General features: G+C 49.3%; 25 protein-coding genes. All 25 read left to right on the forward strand.

Annotated features, from left to right (window positions below; all coding sequences use genetic code 11):
• The first annotated feature begins 138 nt into the window (after positions 1-138).
• The 25 genes from PsAD26_RS13060 (at position 139) to PsAD26_RS13180 (ending at position 23,233) form a co-directional block, all read left to right on the forward strand.
• The gene (locus PsAD26_RS13060; RefSeq protein ID WP_208985673.1) at positions 139-618 is read left to right on the forward strand and encodes an MgtE protein; all 480 of its coding nucleotides are present in this window, start codon (positions 139-141) and stop codon (positions 616-618) included.
• Positions 615-1,325: a flagellar basal body L-ring protein FlgH gene (gene flgH, locus PsAD26_RS13065; protein ID WP_063299060.1), complete on the forward strand. Its 711-nt coding sequence runs from the start codon at positions 615-617 to the stop codon at positions 1,323-1,325. Before PsAD26_RS13060 ends, flgH begins: the two co-directional genes overlap by 4 nt.
• Before the next feature lie 11 nt (positions 1,326-1,336).
• A complete protein-coding gene (locus PsAD26_RS13070; protein WP_063296415.1) occupies positions 1,337-1,846 on the forward strand; it encodes a flagellar basal body-associated FliL family protein in 510 nt (169 codons plus the stop codon).
• Complete coding sequence (fliP, locus tag PsAD26_RS13075) at positions 1,846-2,601, forward strand: flagellar type III secretion system pore protein FliP (protein ID WP_063310783.1); 756 nt, start codon at positions 1,846-1,848, stop codon at positions 2,599-2,601. The genes PsAD26_RS13070 and fliP overlap by 1 nt, the downstream gene beginning before the upstream one ends.
• A 187-nt stretch (positions 2,602-2,788) precedes the next feature.
• Positions 2,789-3,967 carry a flagellin gene (locus PsAD26_RS13080; RefSeq protein ID WP_063310784.1) on the forward strand — a complete coding sequence of 393 codons (1,179 nt, stop codon included), beginning with the start codon at positions 2,789-2,791 and terminating at the stop codon, positions 3,965-3,967.
• Between the two features lie 341 nt (positions 3,968-4,308).
• On the forward strand, positions 4,309-5,490 hold the full coding sequence (locus PsAD26_RS13085; RefSeq protein WP_063310785.1) for a flagellin: 1,182 nt from the start codon (positions 4,309-4,311) through the stop codon (positions 5,488-5,490).
• A 196-nt stretch (positions 5,491-5,686) separates the two neighbouring features.
• Positions 5,687-6,022 (forward strand): hypothetical protein, encoded by a 336-nt coding sequence (locus tag PsAD26_RS13090; protein WP_063310786.1) that lies wholly within the window; start codon positions 5,687-5,689, stop codon positions 6,020-6,022.
• A 135-nt stretch (positions 6,023-6,157) separates the two neighbouring features.
• Positions 6,158-7,840: a flagellar basal-body MS-ring/collar protein FliF gene (gene fliF / locus PsAD26_RS13095; RefSeq protein WP_063310787.1), complete on the forward strand. Its 1,683-nt coding sequence runs from the start codon at positions 6,158-6,160 to the stop codon at positions 7,838-7,840.
• Complete coding sequence (locus PsAD26_RS13100) at positions 7,837-8,469, forward strand: hypothetical protein (RefSeq protein ID WP_063310788.1); 633 nt, start codon at positions 7,837-7,839, stop codon at positions 8,467-8,469. The genes fliF and PsAD26_RS13100 overlap by 4 nt, the downstream gene beginning before the upstream one ends.
• Before the next feature lie 5 nt (positions 8,470-8,474).
• Positions 8,475-10,196: a flagellar motor protein MotB gene (locus PsAD26_RS13105; protein ID WP_063310789.1), complete on the forward strand. Its 1,722-nt coding sequence runs from the start codon at positions 8,475-8,477 to the stop codon at positions 10,194-10,196.
• Positions 10,196-11,434: a hypothetical protein gene (locus tag PsAD26_RS13110; RefSeq protein ID WP_063310790.1), complete on the forward strand. Its 1,239-nt coding sequence runs from the start codon at positions 10,196-10,198 to the stop codon at positions 11,432-11,434. The genes PsAD26_RS13105 and PsAD26_RS13110 overlap by 1 nt, the downstream gene beginning before the upstream one ends.
• Complete coding sequence (locus PsAD26_RS13115) at positions 11,434-12,807, forward strand: flagellar hook-length control protein FliK (RefSeq protein WP_063310791.1); 1,374 nt, start codon at positions 11,434-11,436, stop codon at positions 12,805-12,807. The genes PsAD26_RS13110 and PsAD26_RS13115 overlap by 1 nt, the downstream gene beginning before the upstream one ends.
• Positions 12,764-13,339 (forward strand): transglycosylase SLT domain-containing protein, encoded by a 576-nt coding sequence (locus PsAD26_RS13120; protein WP_063310792.1) that lies wholly within the window; start codon positions 12,764-12,766, stop codon positions 13,337-13,339. Before PsAD26_RS13115 ends, PsAD26_RS13120 begins: the two co-directional genes overlap by 44 nt.
• Before the next feature lie 89 nt (positions 13,340-13,428).
• Positions 13,429-14,658, forward strand: coding sequence for a flagellar hook protein FlgE (locus PsAD26_RS13125; protein WP_063310793.1), 1,230 nt, complete (start codon positions 13,429-13,431; stop codon positions 14,656-14,658).
• A gap of 10 nt (positions 14,659-14,668) precedes the next feature.
• Positions 14,669-16,108, forward strand: a complete 1,440-nt coding sequence (gene flgK, locus PsAD26_RS13130; protein WP_063310794.1) for a flagellar hook-associated protein FlgK — start codon at positions 14,669-14,671, stop codon at positions 16,106-16,108.
• Between the two features lie 2 nt (positions 16,109-16,110).
• On the forward strand, positions 16,111-17,190 hold the full coding sequence (locus PsAD26_RS13135; RefSeq protein ID WP_082830665.1) for a flagellar hook-associated family protein: 1,080 nt from the start codon (positions 16,111-16,113) through the stop codon (positions 17,188-17,190).
• Positions 17,191-17,229: 39 nt separating this feature from the next.
• A complete protein-coding gene (gene flaF, locus PsAD26_RS13140; protein WP_063288346.1) occupies positions 17,230-17,577 on the forward strand; it encodes a flagellar biosynthesis regulator FlaF in 348 nt (115 codons plus the stop codon).
• A gap of 15 nt (positions 17,578-17,592) precedes the next feature.
• Positions 17,593-18,036: a flagellar biosynthesis repressor FlbT gene (flbT, locus tag PsAD26_RS13145; RefSeq protein WP_063288347.1), complete on the forward strand. Its 444-nt coding sequence runs from the start codon at positions 17,593-17,595 to the stop codon at positions 18,034-18,036.
• 11 nt (positions 18,037-18,047) lie between these two features.
• Entirely contained in the window at positions 18,048-18,548 is a 501-nt protein-coding gene (gene flgD / locus PsAD26_RS13150; RefSeq protein ID WP_208985674.1) for a flagellar hook assembly protein FlgD, read from the forward strand.
• Positions 18,549-18,571: 23 nt separating this feature from the next.
• Positions 18,572-18,838: a flagellar biosynthesis protein FliQ gene (gene fliQ, locus PsAD26_RS13155; protein ID WP_063288348.1), complete on the forward strand. Its 267-nt coding sequence runs from the start codon at positions 18,572-18,574 to the stop codon at positions 18,836-18,838.
• A 143-nt stretch (positions 18,839-18,981) separates the two neighbouring features.
• The gene (flhA, locus tag PsAD26_RS13160; RefSeq protein WP_063310795.1) at positions 18,982-21,063 is read left to right on the forward strand and encodes a flagellar biosynthesis protein FlhA; all 2,082 of its coding nucleotides are present in this window, start codon (positions 18,982-18,984) and stop codon (positions 21,061-21,063) included.
• On the forward strand, positions 21,060-21,815 hold the full coding sequence (locus PsAD26_RS13165; protein ID WP_208980745.1) for a flagellar biosynthetic protein FliR: 756 nt from the start codon (positions 21,060-21,062) through the stop codon (positions 21,813-21,815). Before flhA ends, PsAD26_RS13165 begins: the two co-directional genes overlap by 4 nt.
• A gap of 4 nt (positions 21,816-21,819) precedes the next feature.
• Positions 21,820-22,224: a hypothetical protein gene (locus PsAD26_RS13170; RefSeq protein ID WP_063310796.1), complete on the forward strand. Its 405-nt coding sequence runs from the start codon at positions 21,820-21,822 to the stop codon at positions 22,222-22,224.
• A gap of 61 nt (positions 22,225-22,285) precedes the next feature.
• Positions 22,286-22,780: a rod-binding protein gene (locus PsAD26_RS13175; protein ID WP_063310797.1), complete on the forward strand. Its 495-nt coding sequence runs from the start codon at positions 22,286-22,288 to the stop codon at positions 22,778-22,780.
• The gene (locus PsAD26_RS13180; protein WP_057466039.1) at positions 22,781-23,233 is read left to right on the forward strand and encodes a hypothetical protein; all 453 of its coding nucleotides are present in this window, start codon (positions 22,781-22,783) and stop codon (positions 23,231-23,233) included. It abuts the gene before it with no gap.

A 23,233-nucleotide genomic window follows, 5' to 3' on the forward strand; every position in this document is an offset into this window, starting at 1 on the left:
ATTGGATAAGCCACGGGCAAGCTTGTGGCTTCAATGTACCGCTAAACCTATTGGAACTGAGTTGTAATGCCTCTCCTAAAGCTCTCTAAGAAGAAGTTCTTTCCCCTTAAGTGTGCCGGGGTGTCTCTCGGTTTGTGCATGACGCTTGTAAGCGTAAGTGCACAGACAAACGAAACCGAGACGGAAGAGCTGACTATAGCAATTGAGCAGGCCAAGAACTACTGCGAAGCGATTGCCGATCAGGCAAAAGATGCTCGGATTGCTTGGCAAATGCGTGCTCTGTTTGATGTTGAGCATCAGATGAAAGCTAAGATTACAGAGCTCGACGCCAAGATTGCTGAGTTGCGCATGTGGGTGAAACGTCGTGATGAAATCCTGCAGAGAGCGGAAGGGCATGTTGTTAATATCTATGCCAACATGCGCCCGGATGCAGCGGCGCTGCAGTTGACGTCTCTGGATGATGAAACAGCCGTTTCAATTCTTCTCCAGATGAAGGCGCGGAAAGCCAGCTCGGTGCTTGCTGAGTTGGCCTCAGAGCGCGCAGCGTATCTTACTGATCTGATGGCAGAACTTACAGCTCGAAAGGCCTCCAAGCAAAGTATGGGAGTTTCACAGTGAAGCGCACTTTGGTATGCATTCTCGCCGCAATTACGCTCACTGGCTGTAATGCAATGAAAAACGTTGGCAAGGAGCCGCATCTGACCCCGTTGGGGCAGGGACTTCAGCCAAATGTTGCAAACTTGCCGGCAACTCCAGCGAAAAGTGGCGGCCGTTCAAATCGCGCTTATCACGGGCTTTGGGCTGATGGTGAGCAGGATTTCTTCCGCGATCCCCGAGCAAAGCAAATTGGCGATGTTCTTACCGTTGCGATCAAAATCAACGATAAGGCTAAGTTAGACAACTCCAGTGAGAGATCGCGTGATTCTTCACGATCTACTGGATTGAGAGGTGCGTTCTCTTGGGCTGGTGTTGATTCAGGAGAAGCAGACGCAAGCATTTCCGGTACTGGCGAGACAAGCAGTAAAGGTGAGGGCGCGATTGATCGCAGTGAAGAGATCAAACTTTCCATTGCAGCAGTCGTGACCAAAGTACTTGCCAATGGCAATCTGATCATTTCAGGGCAACAGGAAGTTCGTGTGAACTATGAGGTTCGCGTTCTGTCAGTTGCCGGCATCGTGCGTCCCGAAGACATCACAGGTCGAAATACCATTGAGTATGACAAGATCGCTGAAGCGCGTGTTTCTTACGGTGGCCGTGGCCGCGTGACGGAAATGCAGCAACCAAGCGTTGGTCAGCAAATCATTGATATCATTAGCCCGCTCTAAAGGAGGCTTCTATGGCTCTTAAACCACAGTTGCCAAAGCCACAGTTGCCAGCCTCCGAGAATTCTTGGATGGGCGTTGCAGTCGCTGCTATTGTGGTGACTGCCGTTGCAAGTGCAGGTGGAATGGGAATCGGCTCTACGCTGGTTGATCAGGTACACGGCAAGTATCTGGAAGAGCAAAAGGCCAACAGCGGCGCTTTGATCAATCCGGAATATACAGAAAGCAGTCAGATTGTCTCGTTGAAGCCAATCGTGACCAACCTGTTGTCTTCTTCTAAGAACTGGATTCGTATTGAAGCCTCAGTTGTTTTGATGCAGCGCGGCATAGAAGAGCAGGATCACTCCTTGCTGGTCAAGCAGGTTGAGCAGGATCTGTTGCTCTACGCCCGGACCTTGGGGCCGCGCCAGCTCGAAGGCACTCGTGGTTTGCTGCGCTTGCGTGATGATCTCAATGAACGCGCGAAGATGCGTGGTGGCAAATTTGTCAAGGAACTCGTCCTTGAATCTGTGGTGATTCAATAATGCGTTATTCTGCGTTTTTTACGGGTTTTTTGAGTTTATTTGCGTTGTTTTGGGTTGCTCCGGCCTCCGCTCAGGATATTAACTTGAGTGATTTGCTTCCAGCAGGGCAGGCGTCTGCAAGTGGCCGGATTATCCAATACGTCATGATCCTGACTGTGCTCTCGTTAGCGCCTGGGATCTTGATCATGGTAACAAGCTTCACGCGCTTCGTTGTTGCTTTGTCGTTCTTGCGTTCCGGTATCGGCCTGCAAACGACTCCAGCAAACATTATCCTCATTTCTCTCGCATTGTTCATGACCTTCTACGTTATGGCACCAACGTTCGACACCGCGTGGAAAAATGGTCTGCAACCGCTGATCAAAGAGCAAATCACCGAAGAAGTCGCCTACGAGGAAATGACAAAACCGTTCCGACGATTCATGTTGGATAATGTGCGCGAAAAAGACCTAGTGCTCTTCGATGATCTCGCAGTGAGCGCGTTCAACTATGAAAAAGACGCGCCCATCGAAGAGCTGGACCTCCGCGTCCTCATTCCTGCCTTCATGATTTCAGAACTACGGCGAGGCTTCGAAATCGGCTTCCTCATCGCTTTGCCCTTTGTTGTCATCGATATGATTGTTGCAACAATAACAATGTCCATGGGCATGATGATGCTCCCCCCAACAGTCATCTCGCTCCCCTTCAAGGTGCTGTTCTTCGTCTTGATTGATGGGTGGTACTTGTTAACGGGCGGTCTGATAAGATCGTTTACCTAAACTTAACCATGAAAGCCCCGTTTGGGGGCTTTTTTCTACTCAGGCAAATGAGTCAGTTTGGCGTAAGGCTAGTGAGTCATCGTTAGCTTCTGTTACAGGCTTTGACCTTCAAAGTGCATGATGCAACTCTGTAACTCCGGCAATTTGATCCGGAATGTCCCATTTCTTCTTATTAAGGGACAAACAAATGTCTTCTCTTTTAACCAATTCCTCCGCAATGGTAGCGTTGACCACTCTTCGTGGTATCAACGACAGCATGGCAACCACTCAGAACCGCATTTCTACCGGTATGCGTGTTGCTGATGCCTCTGACAATGCGGCTTACTGGTCCATCGCAACAACCATGAAGTCTGACAACTCAGCTCTCTCAGCTGTAAAAGATTCCTTGGGTCTTGGTGCTGCGACTGTTGATGTAGCGTTCACTGCCATGGATCAGACCGTTGAGATCGTTAGCCAGATTAAAGACAAGCTGACAGCAGCGACCAACGGTACTGTTGATCGTGAAAAGATCCAGGCGGACGTTGAGCAGCTTCAAAAGCAGCTTGAAACCATCGCTTCTTCTGCAACTTTCTCCGGTGAAAACTGGCTGCAGCAGGATATGGCAGCCGACGCTCTCAACAAAGAGATCGCCGGTTCTTTCACGCGTGATGCAAACGGCAATACGCAGATCGAGAACATCGTTGTCGATACTCGTACAACTGTTCTTGTTGATACGCGTGCGAGTACTGCTGGTGATAACACCGGTATCCTGACAGAAAACTTGGCAGGTGGTGTTGCAACTGTTGCTTATGGTACTGGTACAGATATTGATACGCTGCAAGTTACTGCCGCAGGTGGTGATGATGGTATCATTAGTAAGGCTACTGAAGCTGCAATCCTGAAGTACTATGATGGGCTTTCTGATGCAGACAAAGCAACCTTCGATGCGACTGCCCCGCTTACTCCCGCCGGTACAGACACTTTGGCGGCGAATGTCACTGCTAGGCTCGAGACGCTTTCTGGTGCAGCAGCTGGTGCCGGCGTTGCCCCAATTTCCTTCTTAGACTTGGATATCTCTACGCTCGGTAACAATGCAGTAGATAACGGTATTCTTGCTGCTTACATCGATGTTGTTGATGGTCAGCTGTCTGCGATCACTGATGCGGCAACTGAGCTCGGTTCTGCTAAGTCACGTGTTGACATGCAGAAAGAGTTTGCGAGCAACCTGTCTGATGCGATTGATCGCGGTATCGGTCAGCTCGTTGATGCGGACATGAATGCTGAATCCACTCGTCTGCAGGCTCTTCAGACCCAGCAGCAGCTCGGTATTCAGGCTCTGTCTATCGCTAACTCTGGTTCCCAGAACATCCTCAGCCTGTTCCGTTAAGTCGGGCAACTCTGAGAACCTTAGAAGCTTTAAGGCCCCGGTTAATCACCGGGGCCTTTTTTTGTTTTATGTAAATATCATGTTTATGCATACGATCTTCAGATCGAGTTAAATTTTCTTAACTGCGTTGATTTGTGCTCGCTCAAGGCTGGGGTTCTAATAATCGATATAATTTTGCGTGTATTTCGTAAAATCTTACATTTAATCAGTTTGACGTAAGTTTCGCGTGTAAGTCTTACGAACCGTTACAGGCTTTGATATTCAAAGTGCATGATGCAATTCTGTGACTCCGGGAGTTTAATCCGGAATGTCCCAATTCTTCTTATTAAGGGACAAACAATATGTCTTCTCTTTTAACCAATTCCTCCGCAATGGTAGCGTTGACCACTCTTCGTGGTATCAACGACAGCATGGCAACCACTCAGAACCGCATTTCTACCGGTATGCGTGTTGCTGATGCCTCTGACAATGCGGCTTACTGGTCCATCGCAACAACCATGAAGTCTGATAACTCAGCACTCTCAGCTGTAAAAGATTCCTTGGGTCTTGGTGCTGCGACTGTTGATGTAGCGTTCACTGCTATGGATCAGACCGTTGAGATCGTTAGCCAGATCAAAGACAAACTGACAGCGGCCACCAACGGTACTGTTGATCGTGAAAAAATCCAGGCGGATATTGAGCAACTTCAAAAGCAGCTTGAAACCATTGCATCTTCTGCAACATTCTCCGGTGAAAACTGGCTGCAGCAGGACATGGGCGCTGATGCTCTGAACAAAGAGATTGCCGGTTCCTTTACACGTGATGCAGCTGGTAACACGCAGATCGAGAACATCGTTGTCGACACTCGTACGACCGTTCTTGTTGATACTCGTTCTACCGGTACAAACACTGGTATTCTTACTTCGGACCTGATGGGCGGGGGCGTGGATCCAACAAGTGCCACTGATATTACTATTACTACTGGTGATATCGATTCTCTGTCAGTAAAGCTGACACCGGCGGTAGGGCCTGCCCCTGCTCCAGTGGACGGTATCACGCGAAAGGCAATTGAAGCGGCAATTGAAAAGACTTTTGAAGGTCTTCCTGAGGGTACGGGTGCAGGTACTCAAGGTGGCTTTGATGCCGCTGCTGCTAAAACCGTTGCTGGTGCAGTAAATACTCGACTTACGGCTCTAACTGGTGGTTCTGAGTCCTTCCTGGACCTCGATATCTCTACGCTTGGTAACAATGCAGTAGATAATGGTATCCTTGCTGCTTACATCGACGTTGTTGACGGTCAGCTGTCTGCGATCACTGATGCGGCAACTGAGCTCGGTTCTGCCAAGTCACGTGTTGACATGCAGAAAGAATTTGCAAGCAACCTGTCTGATGCGATTGATCGCGGTATCGGTCAGCTCGTTGATGCGGACATGAATGCAGAATCCACTCGTCTGCAGGCTCTTCAGACCCAGCAACAGCTCGGTATTCAGGCTCTGTCTATCGCCAACTCTGGTTCCCAGAACATCCTCAGCCTGTTCCGTTAAGTCGGACAACTCTGAGAACCTTAGAAGCTTTAAGGCCCCGGTTAATCGCCGGGGCCTTTACTTGTAATTATGATAAAAATTTAGATAAAATTATAATAAGTCAGGTTAACGCAAGTTCGATAAAATATACCAGTATTTGAGATAAGCTTTCTTAAGCTTTGTCTCGTGTTGGTTGTTTTGAGTTGTGCGGTGCTTGATGTTAAGTAGTCAGTTAAATATCTCCAGACTGGGAGATCAGGAAGTAGGTCAAGTCGACCTTTCTGTGCTCACATCTGAGCAGAAGCTCGAAGGCCTAACGTTTGCATTGCGGGGCAATGAGCGTTTCTGGAGTTCTGTTGTTGCGCTGGCGCGGGATGTGCTTTTTGAGCAGGAAGGGCAGCTTCGTCAAATCGAGTGCGGTGCAAATACGATTGTAGCAATCAATGCGACGGCTGATCGTGTGAGTAAGCGCTTAAAGGGGCAGGGCTGTGGTCTGTCTGTGCATGGCTTGCCGAGCATCCAGCGTATTACGCACACGGATGTATATACCTGATACTCTTAGTTTTCTCCGAAATAGCTTGTATTGCCTCGGAGAAACCGTGGATTTTCGCCCAATGTAAATCCTGATCACGTTCGCGCAAGGTTGAAAAGCGAAGGTAGCGCCATTGATACACCTGCAGAGGTCGCAATGGCAGCTCGTGAAAACGCCGAAAAAATCTATGGTAATCTGGCCGAGTTAGGTGCAAAGCGCCTGATGGTGCTCGCTTTTATTGGGTTATTTACGTTTGTTGCGATTGGCGCAGCAGCATATCTCTTGTCCCGTCCGGAGCAGGAAATTCTCTACGCTAATCTGGAGAGGGACGATGTCACTCAGATCGGCATGGCGTTGCAGGCCAGCGGTGTTCCGTTTGATGTGAACGCAGATGGTACGTCGATTTCAGTCAGCGTCGGCGCAACGGCTCGTGCTCGTATGCTGCTGGCGGAAAAGGGTCTGCCGCGCGGATCAGGTGCAGGTTACGAGCTCTTTGATGAGATGGGTTCCCTGGGGCTGACGTCCTTCATGCAGAGCGTGACCAAAGTCCGTGCGCTTGAAGGTGAAGTTGCTCGCTCAATCCAAAGTATGCAAGGCGTTAAAGCTGCTCGTGTACATTTGGTTCTTCCGGAAAAAGCAACCTTCCGACGTGAAAATCAAAAGCCAACAGCATCTGTTCTTATTCGCACCGAGGGTGTTCAGACGAATTCAGTTGCGCAATCTATTCGTTATCTTGTTGCCGCTGCCGTTCCAGGTCTTACTGCTGAAGCGGTAACGGTTCTTGATACTGAGGGTCAGCTTCTTGCAGCAGGTGAAGATGCGCAGAGTGCGTCTACTGGTCGTAAGGCGATGTTGGAGGCTGACTTGGCCTCACGCAAGGAAAATGCGATCCGCCAGGCTTTGGCGCCTTATCTCGGTGTAAATAACTTTGAAGTCAGTGTTTCTGCCTCTGTGAATACAGACAATCAACGTGTCTCTGAAACCTCATATGATCCTGAGACACGTGTTGAGCGATCTTTCCGTGTTGTGCGTGAAAATGCGAGCGCTCAAAACGCAAGTCTTGAAAATCCGACCACTGTAGAGCAGAACCTTCCTGAAGAAGCTGTGTCGTCGCAATCCGGTGAGCGCTCCTCTGAAGAGAATGAACGTCGTGAGGAGCTCACGAACTACGAAATTTCATCACGCACAGTCGAAACCATCTTTGATGATTATCGTATTGATCGCATGAGTATTGCTGTGCTGGTTAATCGTGATCGTCTTGTTGAAGAATTAGCACGTCGTGTCGAAGGGCAAAAAGGCGATGCTGTTGTTGATGGTGCCGAAGCAGATCTGACCGAGAAGGTCGAGCAGATCGAAGAAATTATCGCAACGGCAGCCGGTGTTGATGTTGCGCGCGGCGATAAGGTTTCTGTTTCCGCCGTGAACTTTGTTCTCGCTGGTGAACAGCTTGCTGCTATTCCAGAGCGGACCTGGCAGGACGTATTGATACGTAATATGGGGTCAGTGGTTAACGCTGGTGCAATCCTTATTGTTACGCTGATGATTATCTGGTTCGGTCTGCGTCCAGCCGTTGCCTTCCTTATTCCGAAGCCTGAAGAAGTTGAAGAAGGTTTGCCCGTTGGTGCTAACTCCAACGCTGTTCGGGATGGTGAAATTGAAGGCGAAGATGGCCAGTTGCCAGATTACACAAACGGGGACGGGATGTCTGGTGAAGGCGTTGATGCGACCGTTGTGAATCGTGATAATCTGCGTAAGCTTGAGCGTGCCGTTGAAATGGATGACATGCAGGCGGCAATCATCTTGAAGCAGTGGATGTATGATCAGGAGCGTGCTGGATGACGCGCGGCATCAACGACTATCTAGCAGACTTTACGACAGATACAGGAGTTACCACCAAAGACCTTCAGGATATGCAGGAAGTGATTTCCATGCTTCCGAAGGGGTATGGCGAAGGTGGCGACTGGGTTAACCGCGTCTTCGAGGCTTATGAAAATGGGTTCTCAGAAGGGGAAGAGGCTGCCAAGTCGGGTGCAGATGAGCGCGTCAAGAAGATGCGTGAAGAATTAGAAGTTGAGCTGGCTGAGCGAGAAAAAGCATTCAAAGAGGGGGAGGGTGAGAAGTTAAAAGAAGCTTTTCAGCATTCTCTCGTGGAAATTGAAGACAGACTGTCTAAGGCGGTCTCTGAGATTCTGGTTCCGTTTATCGAAGAGAGTGCGAGGGATCGTGCCGTAACCTCATTGGTGCAGGTCGTACGTCGACAACTCTCTGAAACGCCTGAAGTCGTGCTTGAGATAACTGGGCCCGAACATTTATTTGATTTGTTCGGCAAAAAAACTGGCGAACTTTCAAACACAATAAAATTTTCTGAAAACTCCAGCACTGATCTCGTGGTGAAGGTGTCTGACATGGCACTTTCCACCGGCCTAACGGAATGGTGCGAGGAGCTTCGCAGTACGCTGGGAGAGTAGTAGCCATGGCGTTGGAACCACAAGAACTGATTATCGTTCGCAGGCGTAACAGCGACATGATCACCATACATAAGTCAGGTGTTTGGAAGATTGCCTATGCAGATTTTGCAACGGCGATGATGGCATTCTTCCTTCTCATGTGGTTGGTCAATGCATCTGATGAGGCTTCTCAGCGCGGTATTGCAAGCTACTTCAATCCGATCAAACTAGTAGATTCTACTGCAAGCCCAAAAGGTATTCGAGACCCTGAAGAGACACCGTCGATCACTGATAGTGATGAAGGTGTCGATGATGGCAAGCCTATAGGTGCTGGCGGTACGGAGAAAAAGGGTCCAACGTCAGGTGGTGGTGCAGAGAAACCTGAACCGGTCTCTGATCGGGAGACGGGTGAGAATTCTAAGCTAGCTGGAGCAAACGCTGAAGATGGTGGTGTTAAGCCAATTAATGCCGTTAGTCGTGATTATGAGCGTGATGCCCGGTACAGCGAAGCGCAGCTTTTTGATAACCCTTATGCTATCCTTGCCGCGCTCGCTGCAGAAGCAGAATCGACTGTTGAGACAGACGGCTCGCCTGGTACGGGTGGTTTAGGGTCGCTCAAGATGGCGAAGACCCCAGTTCTCTTTGCACTTCCTAACCGTGATCCTGATGGACAAGGTTTGGCTGACGGAACCAGTTTCCGCGATCCGTTCGATCCCTCTGGTTGGCAAGAAGATGAACTGCCAGGAAATGCTCCTTTGCTCGCTCAAATTCCGATCCTTCATGAAAAAGAAGAAGGTATTCCGGCGAATGAGTTGACCGCAGAGCAAATCAAAGTCTTGGAAGAAGCCTCCGAACTGGCGCGTGGAGGTAAGAACCTTCCGGCTGTTTCGGGTGAGGCGTCCGCTGAGAACTCTGTGATAGTAATCGGTGATGCTCCAGACGGTAAAGGTGAGAGTTTTGCCGAGGGAGAAATTCTGAAGCAGCTTGCTCAGAGTCAGGCAGACGCAGATGGCGAAGATGCTGTGATGACGCGCCTTGTTTTCGCTGAAGTGAAAGCAGGAACAGCTGCCGCTGACGATGCAGAACAGGAAGTTCCGACACTGATCGAGGACGCTGAGGAAATTCAGAAAAACGCCAGCATGAAGGTTGATATAAAGCAGCCTGATCTTGTTACAGAGTCAGTTGAACCGGCTGATGCCAAGCTTGAAGCTGTTGCAGTAATGCCTGCCGCAAAGCCTATAGAGCCATCTCAGAAGTCCGAATCTGGTGATGATGAGGACGACGAAGGCAATAAACAGCTCGTCTCTCTGGCGAACTCCGTTGGTGAAGCACTTGAAGGAATGAAAACCGGAGCGAGCATTGAATTCACACATTCTCAAGATGGCGTTCTGATCCGCATTATGGACAATGACGACTTTGGAATGTTCGCTGTCGGGTCCTCTGAGCCTCATCCGGATGTTGTTAAGGCGATGGAGCAGATTGCGAAGGTTCTTGAAGAAGAGAACGGTGAGATCGTCATTCGCGGCCATACAGATGCGCGGCCATTCAAATCCAAGCGCAATGACAACTGGCGCCTGTCAACGGCTCGTGCCCACATGGCTTATTTCATGCTCACTCGGGGTGGCTTGGATGAAAACCGTATCGTAGGCATTGAAGGCTACGCAGACCGCCGTCTGAAGGATGTCGAAGAGCCATACGCTCCTCAGAACCGCCGCATTGAAATTATGCTGATGAAAGGGAAGGCTTGATGCTGGTTAGCGCTGCAAGAAAAGCTGGAACTTCGCTCCTGAGATCTGGACTACTGACCACTGCGCTGATTTTAGCCGCAAGTCCTGTTGCGATGAACCTTCAGCCAGCATCAGCCCAGATGGTGTCGACAGCGGATCCTGATCTTATGGTTCTGGAGCTGCAGATTCTTCAAGATGAGATCATTAAGGGGAATCTGGAAGCTTACAACTTGCTGCAACCTTCTCTCATTGTGATTGGTCGTCGGTTCCTTCGGCTGGATCCTGAGATTTGGAAGTTGGAGAAAAACTCGCGTGCTGCTGTTTCATTTATGCTCAGTGGCGGATCTGGATCGGTTTTTCAGGAGCTTGCGGTTCAGGGTGTAAAGTTCACAGGTGATCCAAACCTGTTTGCCGGCGCCATGGCCTATTCGCAAGGCAATCGCCAAATGGCGTTGAACTTGTTGTTAAAGGTCGATCCAATAACGCTTCCGGTAGCTGTTGCAGGTCAGGTGGCTCTGGCGCAGGCGATCTTGATTTCCAATAATGACCCGGCAGGCGCACAACGTTACTTTGATCTTGCGCGCTTGATGATGCCTGGGACGCTTGTGGAAGAGAGCGCATTGCGCAGGCAAGCGCCAATGGTTGCAGAGCTGGGTGATACAGAAAAGTTCGAGAGACTGTCTCGTCGGTATCTGTTCCAATATAGCTCCTCAGTATTCGCTTCTGAATTTCGGGACACGGTCGCTGATGTGATCAGCGGGTCTGATTACCTGAAGCAAGAAGATGAGTGGGACCGCGTGTTCCAACTGGTATCGGAGTTTGACGAGGAATCTCAAAGCATCCTTCTCCTTCGCCTCGCCAAAGCTGCTTTGATCAGTGGGAATACCGCTTTTGCAGTTAAAGGTAGCGCCGCATTTCTTGAGCTGAATTCAGATGATGCAGAGCGTGTGAGCGAAGCCAAGCTTTATCTTTCTGCTTCCAAAGCTTCTGGTGAAGAATGGGAACAGGCAATCTCCGGTTTGGTTGAGGTAAAGGCTGCAGATTTAAGTGCGGGTAACCAATTGATCCAGGCTGCTGCAATCGCTATGGCAAATACTATTCGGGAGTGGCCACAACCTGAAACGCCTGCTGCCTCCGAGTATGTCCCTTACGTTCCACATGTTGGACTGGAAGAGAAGCTTTACGACACAGAAGCGTTAGTCCCATTTAAAAGCGCACTAAACGATGCCGATGAAGCACTGAAAGAGGCCGAGTTTTGATGAATGCAACTCTTCCGAATGTAGATCGTAGTGCTCCTGTTAAAGACACTGTAGATACTCGTAAAGATACCGCTCGTTCCGAAAAAGACGATCGCGCGAACGGGTTTGATAAGGTCATCGATAAAGTTCGGGATGACAAAAAGATCCCGGATCGCAAAGATGCTTCTAACGAGAAAAAAGAAACAGAATCTGCATCAACAGAGACCAAGTCTGATAATGGCGAGTCTGAAGCTTCAGAATCTCTCAAAAACCTTTTGAAAAAGGCTGGTGCAGGATCGTCTGATTCCGCCGGAGCTGATGATGCTGTTGCGAAAGGTGAGGCCGCAGCCGCTCAAAAGGTTTCAAGCGCTGCAGAATTGCTTACAGATGAGTTGTTGGCTAAGCAACTTGTCGTCAATGCAGCAATGACAGCTGAGCAAAAAGCTGGATTGCAGATGAGTTCAATGACCGGTCTGGCTAATATGACCGGCTCTACCGTCACCAGTCGAGATGGGACGATGGCGCAGGTCTTGAATGCGTTAAGCTCAAAAGAGTTGAAGGCCTTGAATGGCGAAGCCGATGCAAAATCGGGTACCGCGAAAACGAGCGGAACTGCTCAGGGGCAGGGTGCCTCAAAAGTAGGCAGCCTTAAGTCTGCTAATGCTGGTCCAAAGCTCGAGGGCAGTGGTGCAATCAATTTGCCTCAGACAGAAGGAAACGCACCCGGAGCTAAGCAGCTATCGGCTGATTTCCTGCTAAAGCAAGGCAAATCGCAACCAGATGCCTCTGCAAGCCAAACTGCCGGTAAGCCTGCAGTGGGTGGTGAAGTTAAAGTGGTGAGTCTTGAGACGCACCTTCCACCTGCTGAGTTGGGACGTCCTGCGCAACAGGTCGCCAGTGCTTTGTCCAAGCAACTCTCTCAGGCGGCATCTGCAGCAAATACAGCTCAGGAGTTGGCAGCTCAAGCTGCTGATGCAAAAGCGGCAAAGCCCGTTAAATCGCTCGAGATCCAGCTGCGCCCGGACAATCTTGGTGCTGTTCGCGCAAATATTCAAATGCGCGGTGGTGAGTTGGAAATTTCACTTGTCACGAACACTCGGGAAGCAGCGGATATGCTGAAGGGTGATCGACAGGCATTAGTACGTGTTCTGCAAGATGCTGGTTATCGCACGGAGACACAAAATATCACCGTCAACTTCAAAGAAGAAGTATCTGACCAAATGCGCCAACCTGGGCAAAATCAGGAGCGGTTCGGTCGGGGAGAGAACTCTGAGGGAGATGGCAACGGAAGTGATACTCAGCAAAGCTGGGAAGACCAACCACATGCGGATCATGCCGGGGTAGGGCAGAATGAAGCGGACGCTCAAGATATTCGCAGCGGCATCTATTTGTAGTTTGATAGCATTCTCTGCGCAGGCGGCTGGAAAGAAAAAAGCCATACGCCTGTGTGAGCGTCAGATGCAGGAAGCAGCACAGCAATACAACGTGCCGCTCGGCATCCTTTATGCGGTTGGTCTGACAGAAACAGGCCGCAAGAACTCTCTACACCCCTACGCTCTCAATATTGCAGGCAAAGCTTACTTCGCTGACAGCGCAACAGAAGCTCTAGCCGCAATTAAGAGATCGCGAAATCGGGGTGTAAAGCTGATTGATGTTGGCTGTATGCAGATCAACATCTACTACCATCTCAATAAGTTCTCTGATCTCCGGGCAATGCTCGATCCCTCGCAAAATGTTGCTTATGCAGCAAGATTCCTCTCTGAGTTGAAGCAGCGTGAGAAAAGCTGGACCATGGCAGTCGCCAGGTACCATGCCGGGCCAAACAACAACCCTGCACAAAAGCGTTATGTTTGCCGTGTGATCAAAAATATCGTCGCTTCCGGTTATGGCCGATGGACGCCGAACTCATTAAAATTTTGTAAATAATTCAACAGGTTTCGGGTCAGGCTCAGACAAGATTAACAAGCTTTACTGCCATGAGTTAATTTTGCAATTGATGTAGCCAGGAGCACACCATGGGCCTCTACGGAATTATGAATACCAGCGTGTCAGGTATGAACGCGCAGTCGAACAAACTCTCAACTGTCGCAGACAATATCTCGAACGCGAACACCGTAGGCTACAAACGCTACAAAACCGCATTCTCGTCTTTGGTCGGTTCTGGCGGCGGCTCAGGTCACGAATCCGGCATCGTGAACACAACCGTTGTTCAATCCGTCCGCCAACAAGGCGCCTTCAACTTCACCTCCCGTGGTACCGATCTCGCGATCAACGGCAACGGTTTCTTTCAAGTAGAAGATTCGCAGGGTGGTACATATTACACCCGCGCTGGCGACTTCGTTCTTGATAAGAACGGTCAAATGGTGAACTCAGGTGGCTATAAGCTGCTCTCAGCGGGCGGTGCGCCCGTTACTGTTGATCTTAGTACGCCAGTTTGGCAAGCGAGTACTCAAGGTGAGTTAGGTGTCAATTTGGCATCCAGCACACCAGAGCCAGCGGCGATCCCAACTACCGGTGTTCCTGATGGTGACTATCGGACATCTATTACGACGTTTGATCAGAACGGTAATGCGGTTAAGATTAATGTCGTTTATACAAAGCGGGACCAAGCGACCGATCCTGTGACTGGTGATGTTACTAGCTCAACGTGGCTGGTAGAAGCTACGGATAAAGACGGTAACAAGATAAATCCGACTGCTCCTCCGACACCAGCAGCTCCTGGTGAAGTGATTTTGCAGTTTGACGGTGACGGGAATCTAGCTGCGGGCTCGCCAACGGATTTCGTCTTCAAAGTGCCGAACGGTGAAGTGGTTACACTTGATTTGAGTAAGACAGTGACCGCTGGCGATAAGTCTAGCCCAAATAAAATTGATGTTGACGGATATAAGCCATCAACTATTCAAACCATTCGCATTGAATCCGATGGACGTGTATTCGGCGTTTACGGTAGTAGTGCAGAAAAACTCCTTGACCAAATCCAGATTGTTAATTTTTCGAACCCTGATGGGCTTCAAGCAAAAAGCGGTAACGTCTATGCTGCTACCGATGCATCTGGTGATCCTGCTATTGGGTTCCCTGGTGACAATGGTTTCGGTTCTTTGTTTTCCGGCGCTGTTGAAGGGTCTAACGTAGATCTTGCAGCCGAGTTGACTGAGATGGTTCAGGCTCAGCGCACATACAGCGCGAACACAAAAGTGTTCAACGCGAGCTCTGAGTTACTGCAAGAACTGAACAACCTGCGCTAGGGGCTCCGATATGTCTCTTACTTCTGCAATGCTTACGGCGCAATCGTCCATCGCAGCTCGCTCAGCTGAGATGGCAATTGCGTCCCGCAATGTCGCTAATGTCAATAATCCAAGCTATGCGCGACAAGAAGCGGTAGTTCAGAATATTGTAACCGACACAGGTTCGGTTGTTTACGTTTCCCATGCTTCTCGCATGGTGAATCAGGCGGCGTTTAAGGCGACGTTGAAAAGCGGGAGTGCCGCAATCGCTTCTGGCTCATATGCAAATATGCTTGATCAGCTCAATCCTTCTGGACAAGTGCCATTTGGTATGAGTGTGGCTTCGAGCATAGGGTCATTGAATGAGGCATTGGTTGCGTACGGCAACGATCCATCAAATCAGGTCCTCGGTCAGTCTGCAATCAATTCTGCAAATGCTGTAGTCAATGATATTAAGCAGTCAGCTGAGAGTCTGAAAAGCACACGTCTTGAAGCCGATGCGGCAATGGGGCGCGCAGTCGATAATATTAATAACATCCTTTCCGATCTCGAAGGGGTGAATAATAAGATCGTATCGGGATCTGCTGCTGGTAAAGACGTGAATGCGCTTATGGATCAGCGCGATGAAATGCTGAAGGTGCTTTCTGAAGAGATTGGTATCGAAGTTCTCGATCAAGACAACAATGGTGTGGCTGTCTATACTGACAGCGGCATCACTCTGTTTGAGAAAAGTCCTCGCGAAGTCTCATTTGATACTTCTCTTTCGTTAGGTTCGGGAGAGGTCGGTAAGAATGTGCTTGTAGATGGTATTGCCGTCGCAGGCCCAGGTGCAACAGCACCTGTTAGTGGCGGAGCAATAGCCGGGTATGCGAAAGTTCGCGATGATGCGCTTGTAACAATGCAAACGCAGCTCGATGAAACTGCAAAAGCACTCGTTGATATCTTCCAGGAACACGAGCCAGCTGCTGCAGGGGTTGGTGATGGTCTGTTTACATTTGTTGTAGGTGCAGGTGACCTTGTTAGCCGATTAGAGGTGAACAGTGCCGTCGACCCAGCGAAAGGCGGAGATGTAAAGCTCCTGCGAGATGGCGGAATTAACGGTGCGACTTACAAACATAATACTGATGATAATGCTGGGTATTCTGACCTCCTGAAGAGTTACGAAACAGCGTTTAATCAGGAACGTACCTTTGATCCAGTATCAGGTGTTAATCCAACTTCGACACTCAAAGATTTTGCGGCCAACACCGTAAGTTGGTTTAGTGCTGAACGAAAAATGGCAACGGAGAGTTCCACTCTTGACGCGTCTGCTTTCAATTCGAACGCACAAATGTTGTCCAATAAAACAGGCGTTAACATCGATACGGAAATGCAGCGCCTTTTGACGATCGAGACGGCTTATTCCGCTTCGGCGCGGTTGATGACTGCGGTTGATAGAATGTTCCAGGAGCTGCTGGGGGCAGTAAGATAAGTATGGTTTATTCAGTTTCTACATTATCAAGTTCACTTCGTCTGTCTGACTATCTTATCGATCAACGAGCGCGGTTAGATAAAGCTGTTATCGAAAACGCGTCCAAAAAACACGCTGATATGGGCCTGACATTAGGTGCGCAGACAGGAGCTGCTGCTTCTTTTCGCTCTGAGTTTTATCAGCTGGAAAGCCAGTTGGATACAAATCGGCAGCTGGTCACGCGACTGGACGTAATGGATACCGCGTTGGATAATATGCACAACAGTGCTTCAACGTTCAGATCAGATCTTATTGCGCTGAAAAGCAACTCGAACAACTTAAAAACTGCCTCCAATCTCGCTTATACTGAATTAGATAAACTGACCAACTCTCTCAATACGAATGTGAGTGGGGTTTTTGTTTTCGGTGGAATTAACACCGGGACTGCTCCGGCTACTGATTTTCAGTTTAAGTCACCAGGTGCTCCTGTCCCATTAGGGCCTGAAGAGCAGATCGAAAAGGTGTTTGACGACTATTTCGGTTATGGAATTGATGATCCTGCGACTGCTTCTATTCCCGCCTCAGGTGATCCATTGGGCAAGGATTGGGAAACTTTCCTGGAAAGTCCAGCTTTTAAAGACATATTCGGTGCTGACTGGACAACCCACTGGTCGTCCGCAACTGATGAAAAAATGACTTCGACGATTGAAAATGGCGTCACAACAACTGGATCAGGTTCCGCAAATGAAAAGGCTTTTGGAGAATTAGCCGAGGGGCTTTCGATTGTTGCGGTGTTCGGAAAACTAGATCTCAATGTTGAAGCTGAGAAGTTTATTACTGATCGTGCGGTTAACAGCCTAAACGGCGGTGTCGATAAGACGATTGCTATAGAAGCGCAAAACGGTGCAATTAAAACGAATGTTGAGCGGACGAATTCTGACGTCATTGCTAAGAGAGACGTTTTGAATGTGCGCATCAACGACTTGGAAAATGTTGATGAAAACCGGGCAGCTGTTGAACTGAGCCTCGCACAGACACAACTCGAGGCAACTTACGCTATCACTGCTAAAATCAAAGACCTGAATATATTGAAGTATTTGTAGGTGTTTAGAGAAATTTTTAGAACACGCTGGGAGTGCTAAATGTATCAAATGTCTTATGCTGAAACGCTTGAAGACTCCTCTGAAGACAGAAGAGGGCAGGAGCGTGAACTGTTTTCACTGGTGGTTGCACAACTGCAAGCAGCTAAAGATGCTGGAAGTAGCTCTAATGAGGCAGCACAAGCATTAACTTCAGTCCATCGACTGTGGAGTATTCTAATCGACGATCTGGGTAATCCTGAAAACGCGCTTCCTGCCGAGTTAAGGGCCGATCTAATTTCAATCGGAATTTGGTGCGTGAAGCAGGCCGACTTGATCAGGTCGGGAAACTCCGATGATTTTCATAGTCTTATTGAAATCAACGAGCTTGTTCGTGACGGCTTGAGTTGAGCGAGGGAATATCCAATGCGTTTGCACTTAAAAGCGGGTGAGAAGGTCTTCATCAATGGTGCTGTTCTGTCATTTGAACAGAAGACTTCGGTGAAGCTTTTGAATGACGCGAGTTTTCTTCTCGAAGCTTATGTTATGCAGCCAGAAGATACGACGACTCCTCTGCGTCAGTTGTATTTCTATATTCAGACTGCGCTGATTGATCCTAAGACGGAAATGGATAGTCTTCAGCGAGCTCTCTTAATGCTTGCATCTATCCATATGGCAATTGAAAATACTGAACTTCTTGAGGGGCTTGCGACTGTTGAAGCTCAGATCAAAAAGAAACGCTATTTTGATGCACTTCGCACGCTGAAGAAGCTTTTTGAGATCGAGATGGCGATCTGGTCCGAAAAGCAAGAGGATGATCAGCCCGAAACAGTTGTTATGCCGTTTGCGCGTGCAGTTGGCGAGAATTAAAGGACAAAAACATGAGTGTTGATCCAGTATCTTCCGCAAATACTACTCAAAACAATGAACCTGTCTTCAAGCCGCAGGGCAGTGAGCAAGCTTACTTAGATTACAATGCGTTTCTAATGCTGTTCATGGAGTCTCTCAAGAGTCAGGATCCAACAGATCCGCTGGATACTGCTGAGTATATGGGGCAGTTGGCGCAGTTCTCGGCTGTGGAGCAGTCTACAAAAACGAACACCCATCTGACATCTATGCTTCAGCAGAATTCCATCAATCAGGCCAACAATCTGATCGGTGCGACGGTTGAGGTGCCGAATGCGGATGGTACAGAAACCATGACTGGTAAAATCAAGTCCGTTCAGATCCTCACAGATGGCTCGATTGCAACTCTGGAAGATGGGACAAAAGTAGCTCTGGTGCCTGGTATCCAGATTTCTCGTCCTGCACCTGCTGCGACGACTGACACTGACACGCCTGCTGATACCGACACTCCTGACGAGTCTGATGCTACATCTTAATGGTGAAGTGAGATCATAAAGCAATGAATGAGGCAGATGCACTCGATATTGTGCGTACCGCAATTTGGACTGTGATTACAGCAACTGGTCCCGCCGTTGGTGGGGCCATGTTTGTTGGTTTGATTATCGCTCTGTTTCAAGCGCTCACACAAATTCAGGAAATGACACTTACGTTCATTCCGAAGATTGTTGTGATCTTTATTTTGATTGCCATGACTGGCCCGTATATCGGCTCCCAGATATTCTCGTTGACCGAGATGGTCTACGGACGGATCGAATACGGGTTTTAAACCTGCTTTTTCAGGTTTGCCGCAATAAGCAAGGAGGGGATAGCTCACACTGATTTCCCTCCAGACCACCCTCACACAAGCTTCCTTCTCCAATGTTTCGGCCTAAGTAGCGCAGTATGCTTATACCGAATTGAAGGGTGCGAATGTCTCAGACAGTGACGGGAATTGCTGCTCCAAACAGCAAGCGTGATATTGGATTTGCAGTCGGAATTATCTTCATTCTGTCTGTGCTATTTCTTCCCATGCCAACGTTTATGATCGATTTCGGTCTTGCAATATCAGTTGCATTATCGGTTTTGATCTTGATGGTTTCGCTTTGGATCCAGCGTCCCTTAGAGTTCTCTTCATTCCCAACCATTTTGTTGATCGCGACCATGCTTCGGCTTGCGCTGAACATTGCGACAACGCGCGTTATTCTGGCAAACGGCCATGAAGGACCGCTCGCCGCTGGGTATGTGATCAACGGCTTTTCTCAGTTTGTCATGAGCGGTGACTTTGTCATCGGTCTTATCGTTTTTGCGATCCTTGTAACGGTGAACTTTTTGGTGATCACCAAAGGTGCAAGTCGTATCGCAGAAGTTGGTGCACGTTTTACCCTCGATGGAATTCCCGGCAAGCAGATGGCGATTGATGCTGATCTGTCTGCTGGTATGATTGATGACAAGGAAGCGCAGCACAGACGTGCAGAGCTGGAAGAGGAAAGCTCCTTCTTTGGTGCCATGGACGGCGCCTCGAAGTTCGTGCGCGGTGATGCCGTCGCTGGATTGATCATCACCGTTGTGAATATTTTGGGTGGCATCGTTATTGGCGTTACACGCTACAACATGGACTTAGCTGAAGCTGCCGACGTTTTCACTAAACTGTCTGTTGGTGATGGTCTCGTTTCACAGATTCCGGCGCTGATCGTTTCTCTTGCAGCAGGTCTTCTTGTCTCGAAGGGTGGCACCAGAGGGTCAGCCGAGCAAGCTGTTATGGGGCAGTTGGCTGGATATCCGCGCGCGCTCGCTGTCGCGTCACTCCTCCTTTTATTACTGTCGCTGCTTCCGGGGCTTCCATTCCTGCCGTTTGTTTTCTTGAGCGGTGTGCTTGGGTTTTCTGCCTACGTTATTCCCAAAAAGGCAGCGGAAGCCAAGGCGGAGCTCGCGAAAGCAGAGCTGCAAAAGGTTGAGATGCAGAAGGAAGTCAAGAAAGAGTCCGTGAAGGACAGTCTTGAACTATCTGAAATTGAGATGCGTCTTGGCAAGCAGCTCACTGCCCGCCTTTTGGCCGCAAAGCCAGAAATCGGAAACCGCATCAATAAAATGCGTAAGAAATTTGCTGAGCAGTACGGGTTTGTTGTGCCGGAGATCAAGGTCACAGATAACCTCAATCTGGAACCCAAAAGTTACGAGTTCCGTATCCACGGTACCATTGTTGCCTCTGAGAACATCAAAGTTGGTGAACTGATGGTGATTGGCGGCAATCGTGAGCTGCCAGCTCTCCCGGGTACTGAAACACGTGAACCTGCGTTTGGTATGCAGGCCATGTGGATCCCAACCGCTTTTGAGCATGAAGTGAAACGACAAGGTTATACGACTGTCGATAACCTTTCAGTTGTGCTGACACATCTGTCTGAAGTGATTAGAAACAACCTGTCGCAGCTTCTCTCCTATAAGGACATGCGCAAGCTCTTAGACCGCCTGGATCCAGCTTACACGCGTTTGATCGACGATATCTGTCCGCAGCATATCTCTTACTCAGGCTTGCAGGCCGTGCTTAAGCTGCTGCTTGCAGAGCGTATCTCTATCCGTAACTTGTCATTGATTATGGAAGCGATCGCGGAAATAGCACCTCATGCACGCAGACCTGAGCAAATTGCAGATCATGTGCGCATTCGCATGGCGACACAAATTTGTGGTGATATTGCCGGAGATGGAAGTCTTAAAGTTCTCCGTCTTGGTAATCGCTGGGACCTTGCATTCCATCAAGCGCTTCGCCGCGACGCAAATGGTGAAGTCATCGAGTTCGATATGGAGCCTTCTCAGGTCGAAGAATTCGCGAAAGACAGCGCGGAGGTTATTCGCGAGCATATCTCGGCAGGTCAGCGATTTGCTGTCGTCGTTGCTCCGGAAGCACGCCAGTACGTGCGCATGATCACTGAGCGTATGTTCCCGGCACTGCCAATCCTCTCTCATATGGAAGTGGCGCGCGGCGTTGATATTGAGGCATTGGGATCAATTTCGTGACCTTGGAAAATGCTCCTGAGGCAATCCTAAGTGTCTTCGTGGTCTTTTGCCGCGTCGGAGCATGCCTCATGGCCATGCCGGGTTTTTCGTCGCCACGTGTGATGATCCGTGTTCGTTTGTTTATAGCAATATCTGCAACCCTGGCGATCTCTCCTCTCATATTGGAGGTGGTTGAGCCAATTATCTCTGCTGCGCCTCTAGATGAGCTGCTACGCATCATTTTTGTTGAGCTGTTGATCGGTCTGTTGATCGCAGCATTTGGGCGAGCCTTCTTTGGCATGCTTCAGATGATGGTTGGTGCAGCGGCGAATGCCTCCAGCTTCAACCAGCCTGTCACTATTGTCGAAGAATTTCAGCAGCTACCACCATTGGCATCTCTGGTTACGCTTACCGCAACTGCCATGTTGTTTATCACTGGAGCGCACGCTGATGTCTTTGTTGGACTTGCCGAGAGCTATCGGACAATTCCGGTGGGGGGAGAGTTTGTTCCCGCAGCAGCGGTAGATCAGTTCTCAACCAAGCTGATGCAGGGCCTGTTGCTGGCGTTGCGTATCACAAGTCCGTTTTTGATCTACGGTGTTGTTGTGAACCTGACCCTCGGCCTCACAAACAGACTCATGCCTCAGATGCCAGTCTACTTTGTAGCACTGCCTGTTGTTATGATGGGAGGGCTTTTCATCCTCTGGCAGATCATAACTGAGCTGTTGCGCCTGTTCTATGCTGGGCTCGGCGATTGGTTGGTATTGCAGTAAAGCCATGGATAAAGCACGCATCACACGCCTCCGGCGCATTTTGAAGGTTCAGGAACAAAAAGAGCAGATGATCAAGTACGACATCGCGGTTCTTGATAGCGAAATTCAACGATGCGTCGAAGAGAGCGAGGAGTTGGTCAGCCACTGGGGACGTCATGAAGGGGAGTTGCGTGAAGTGATGAACCGGGCGATCTCCAGGCGTCTGGAGACCAACAACAGAAATAAGTCTCTGAAGGAAAAGCACAAGGGCGAGTTGCTCGGAAAGTTGCTTGATCAGAAGAGGCAGACCTCCATGACCGAAAAACATCATGGCAAAGCTCTGGTGTCTTATCACCGGACCGAAGAGAAAAAGCAGCTTCAGGAAATCGCCGAGCTACAGGCAGCGCCTAAGAAGGTCAGGCCCAGATAAGTCTGAGAAATTAGGGTCTTTCCAATTATATATGCCCTTCTTTTGACTAGTGGGAGTGCTCATGGCCATTCAGCCTGTCAGCGATCTTGTTCTGGACGTAATAAATCAAGCCGACCCTTTTGAGGTCAGAGCTGCCACGCGCTCTCTTAAGGCTCCCGCCGTCGTTTCAAAGGATTTGCCCGTCTCTGAGCCATCATGGGCCTCAAGCAGCTTCTCCAGATTTATGGCGGAAGCTGACAATGCATCCGGCACGGCTCAGGCAAGAGGGCAAGAGGGCGTTGAGAGCTTAAAATCAATGGCCAACCGCTATTCCAAGAAGCTTGAGACGTCTGATCTCGGTGAGAAGCTGGAAAGTGCTGTCTTGCAGACCTTCGTAAAATCCATGCTGCCAAAAGAGACTGAAAATGTCTATGGCGGCGGGACAGCAGGCACCATGTGGAAAGGCTTGATGGCGGAGCAGCTCGCAAACCAACTCGCTAAAACAGGTTCTCTTGGTCTGGCTGAAATGCTTCTGCCAGATACCATTCGTCCAACTCTCCCAAAGCAAGAGGCATAAATGTCTGAGATGATCGACAGTGAGCACAAGGAACTGGTTCCGCATGAGGAAAAACCAGTGGTTCAGGACACTGGGCAGCTTGATGACACCGACGCTTACATCTTGCCGGAAGACTACATTGCTCTTTCAAAAAGTATTGGGCGCGTAGACAAGCTGTTATCGACCGAGAATGAAGCTCTGGTCGGCAAAGGTGATATTGATCTGGAAGAGAGCGCCTATCTCAAAGGCCGTGCGATGCTTGATCTTGATATGGCAGGCAAGGCAGTTGGCCCTGAGAACTTGCCAAGTGAGATCGTTGTCCGGCTTCAGGAACTTCAGGAAAAGCTCGCAGTTAATATGAAGCTGCTGTCGACCCAGCTCAATGCTGTCAAAGAAGTATCTGGTCTCCTGTCACAAGTGATGAAGGATCATGACTCTGATGGCACTTATGAATCTCTGGTTGGAAGCTGGTAA

It is taken from the genome of Pseudovibrio sp. Ad26 (genome assembly GCF_001623285.1).
Classification (GTDB): Bacteria; Pseudomonadota; Alphaproteobacteria; order Rhizobiales; family Stappiaceae; genus Pseudovibrio; species Pseudovibrio ascidiaceicola.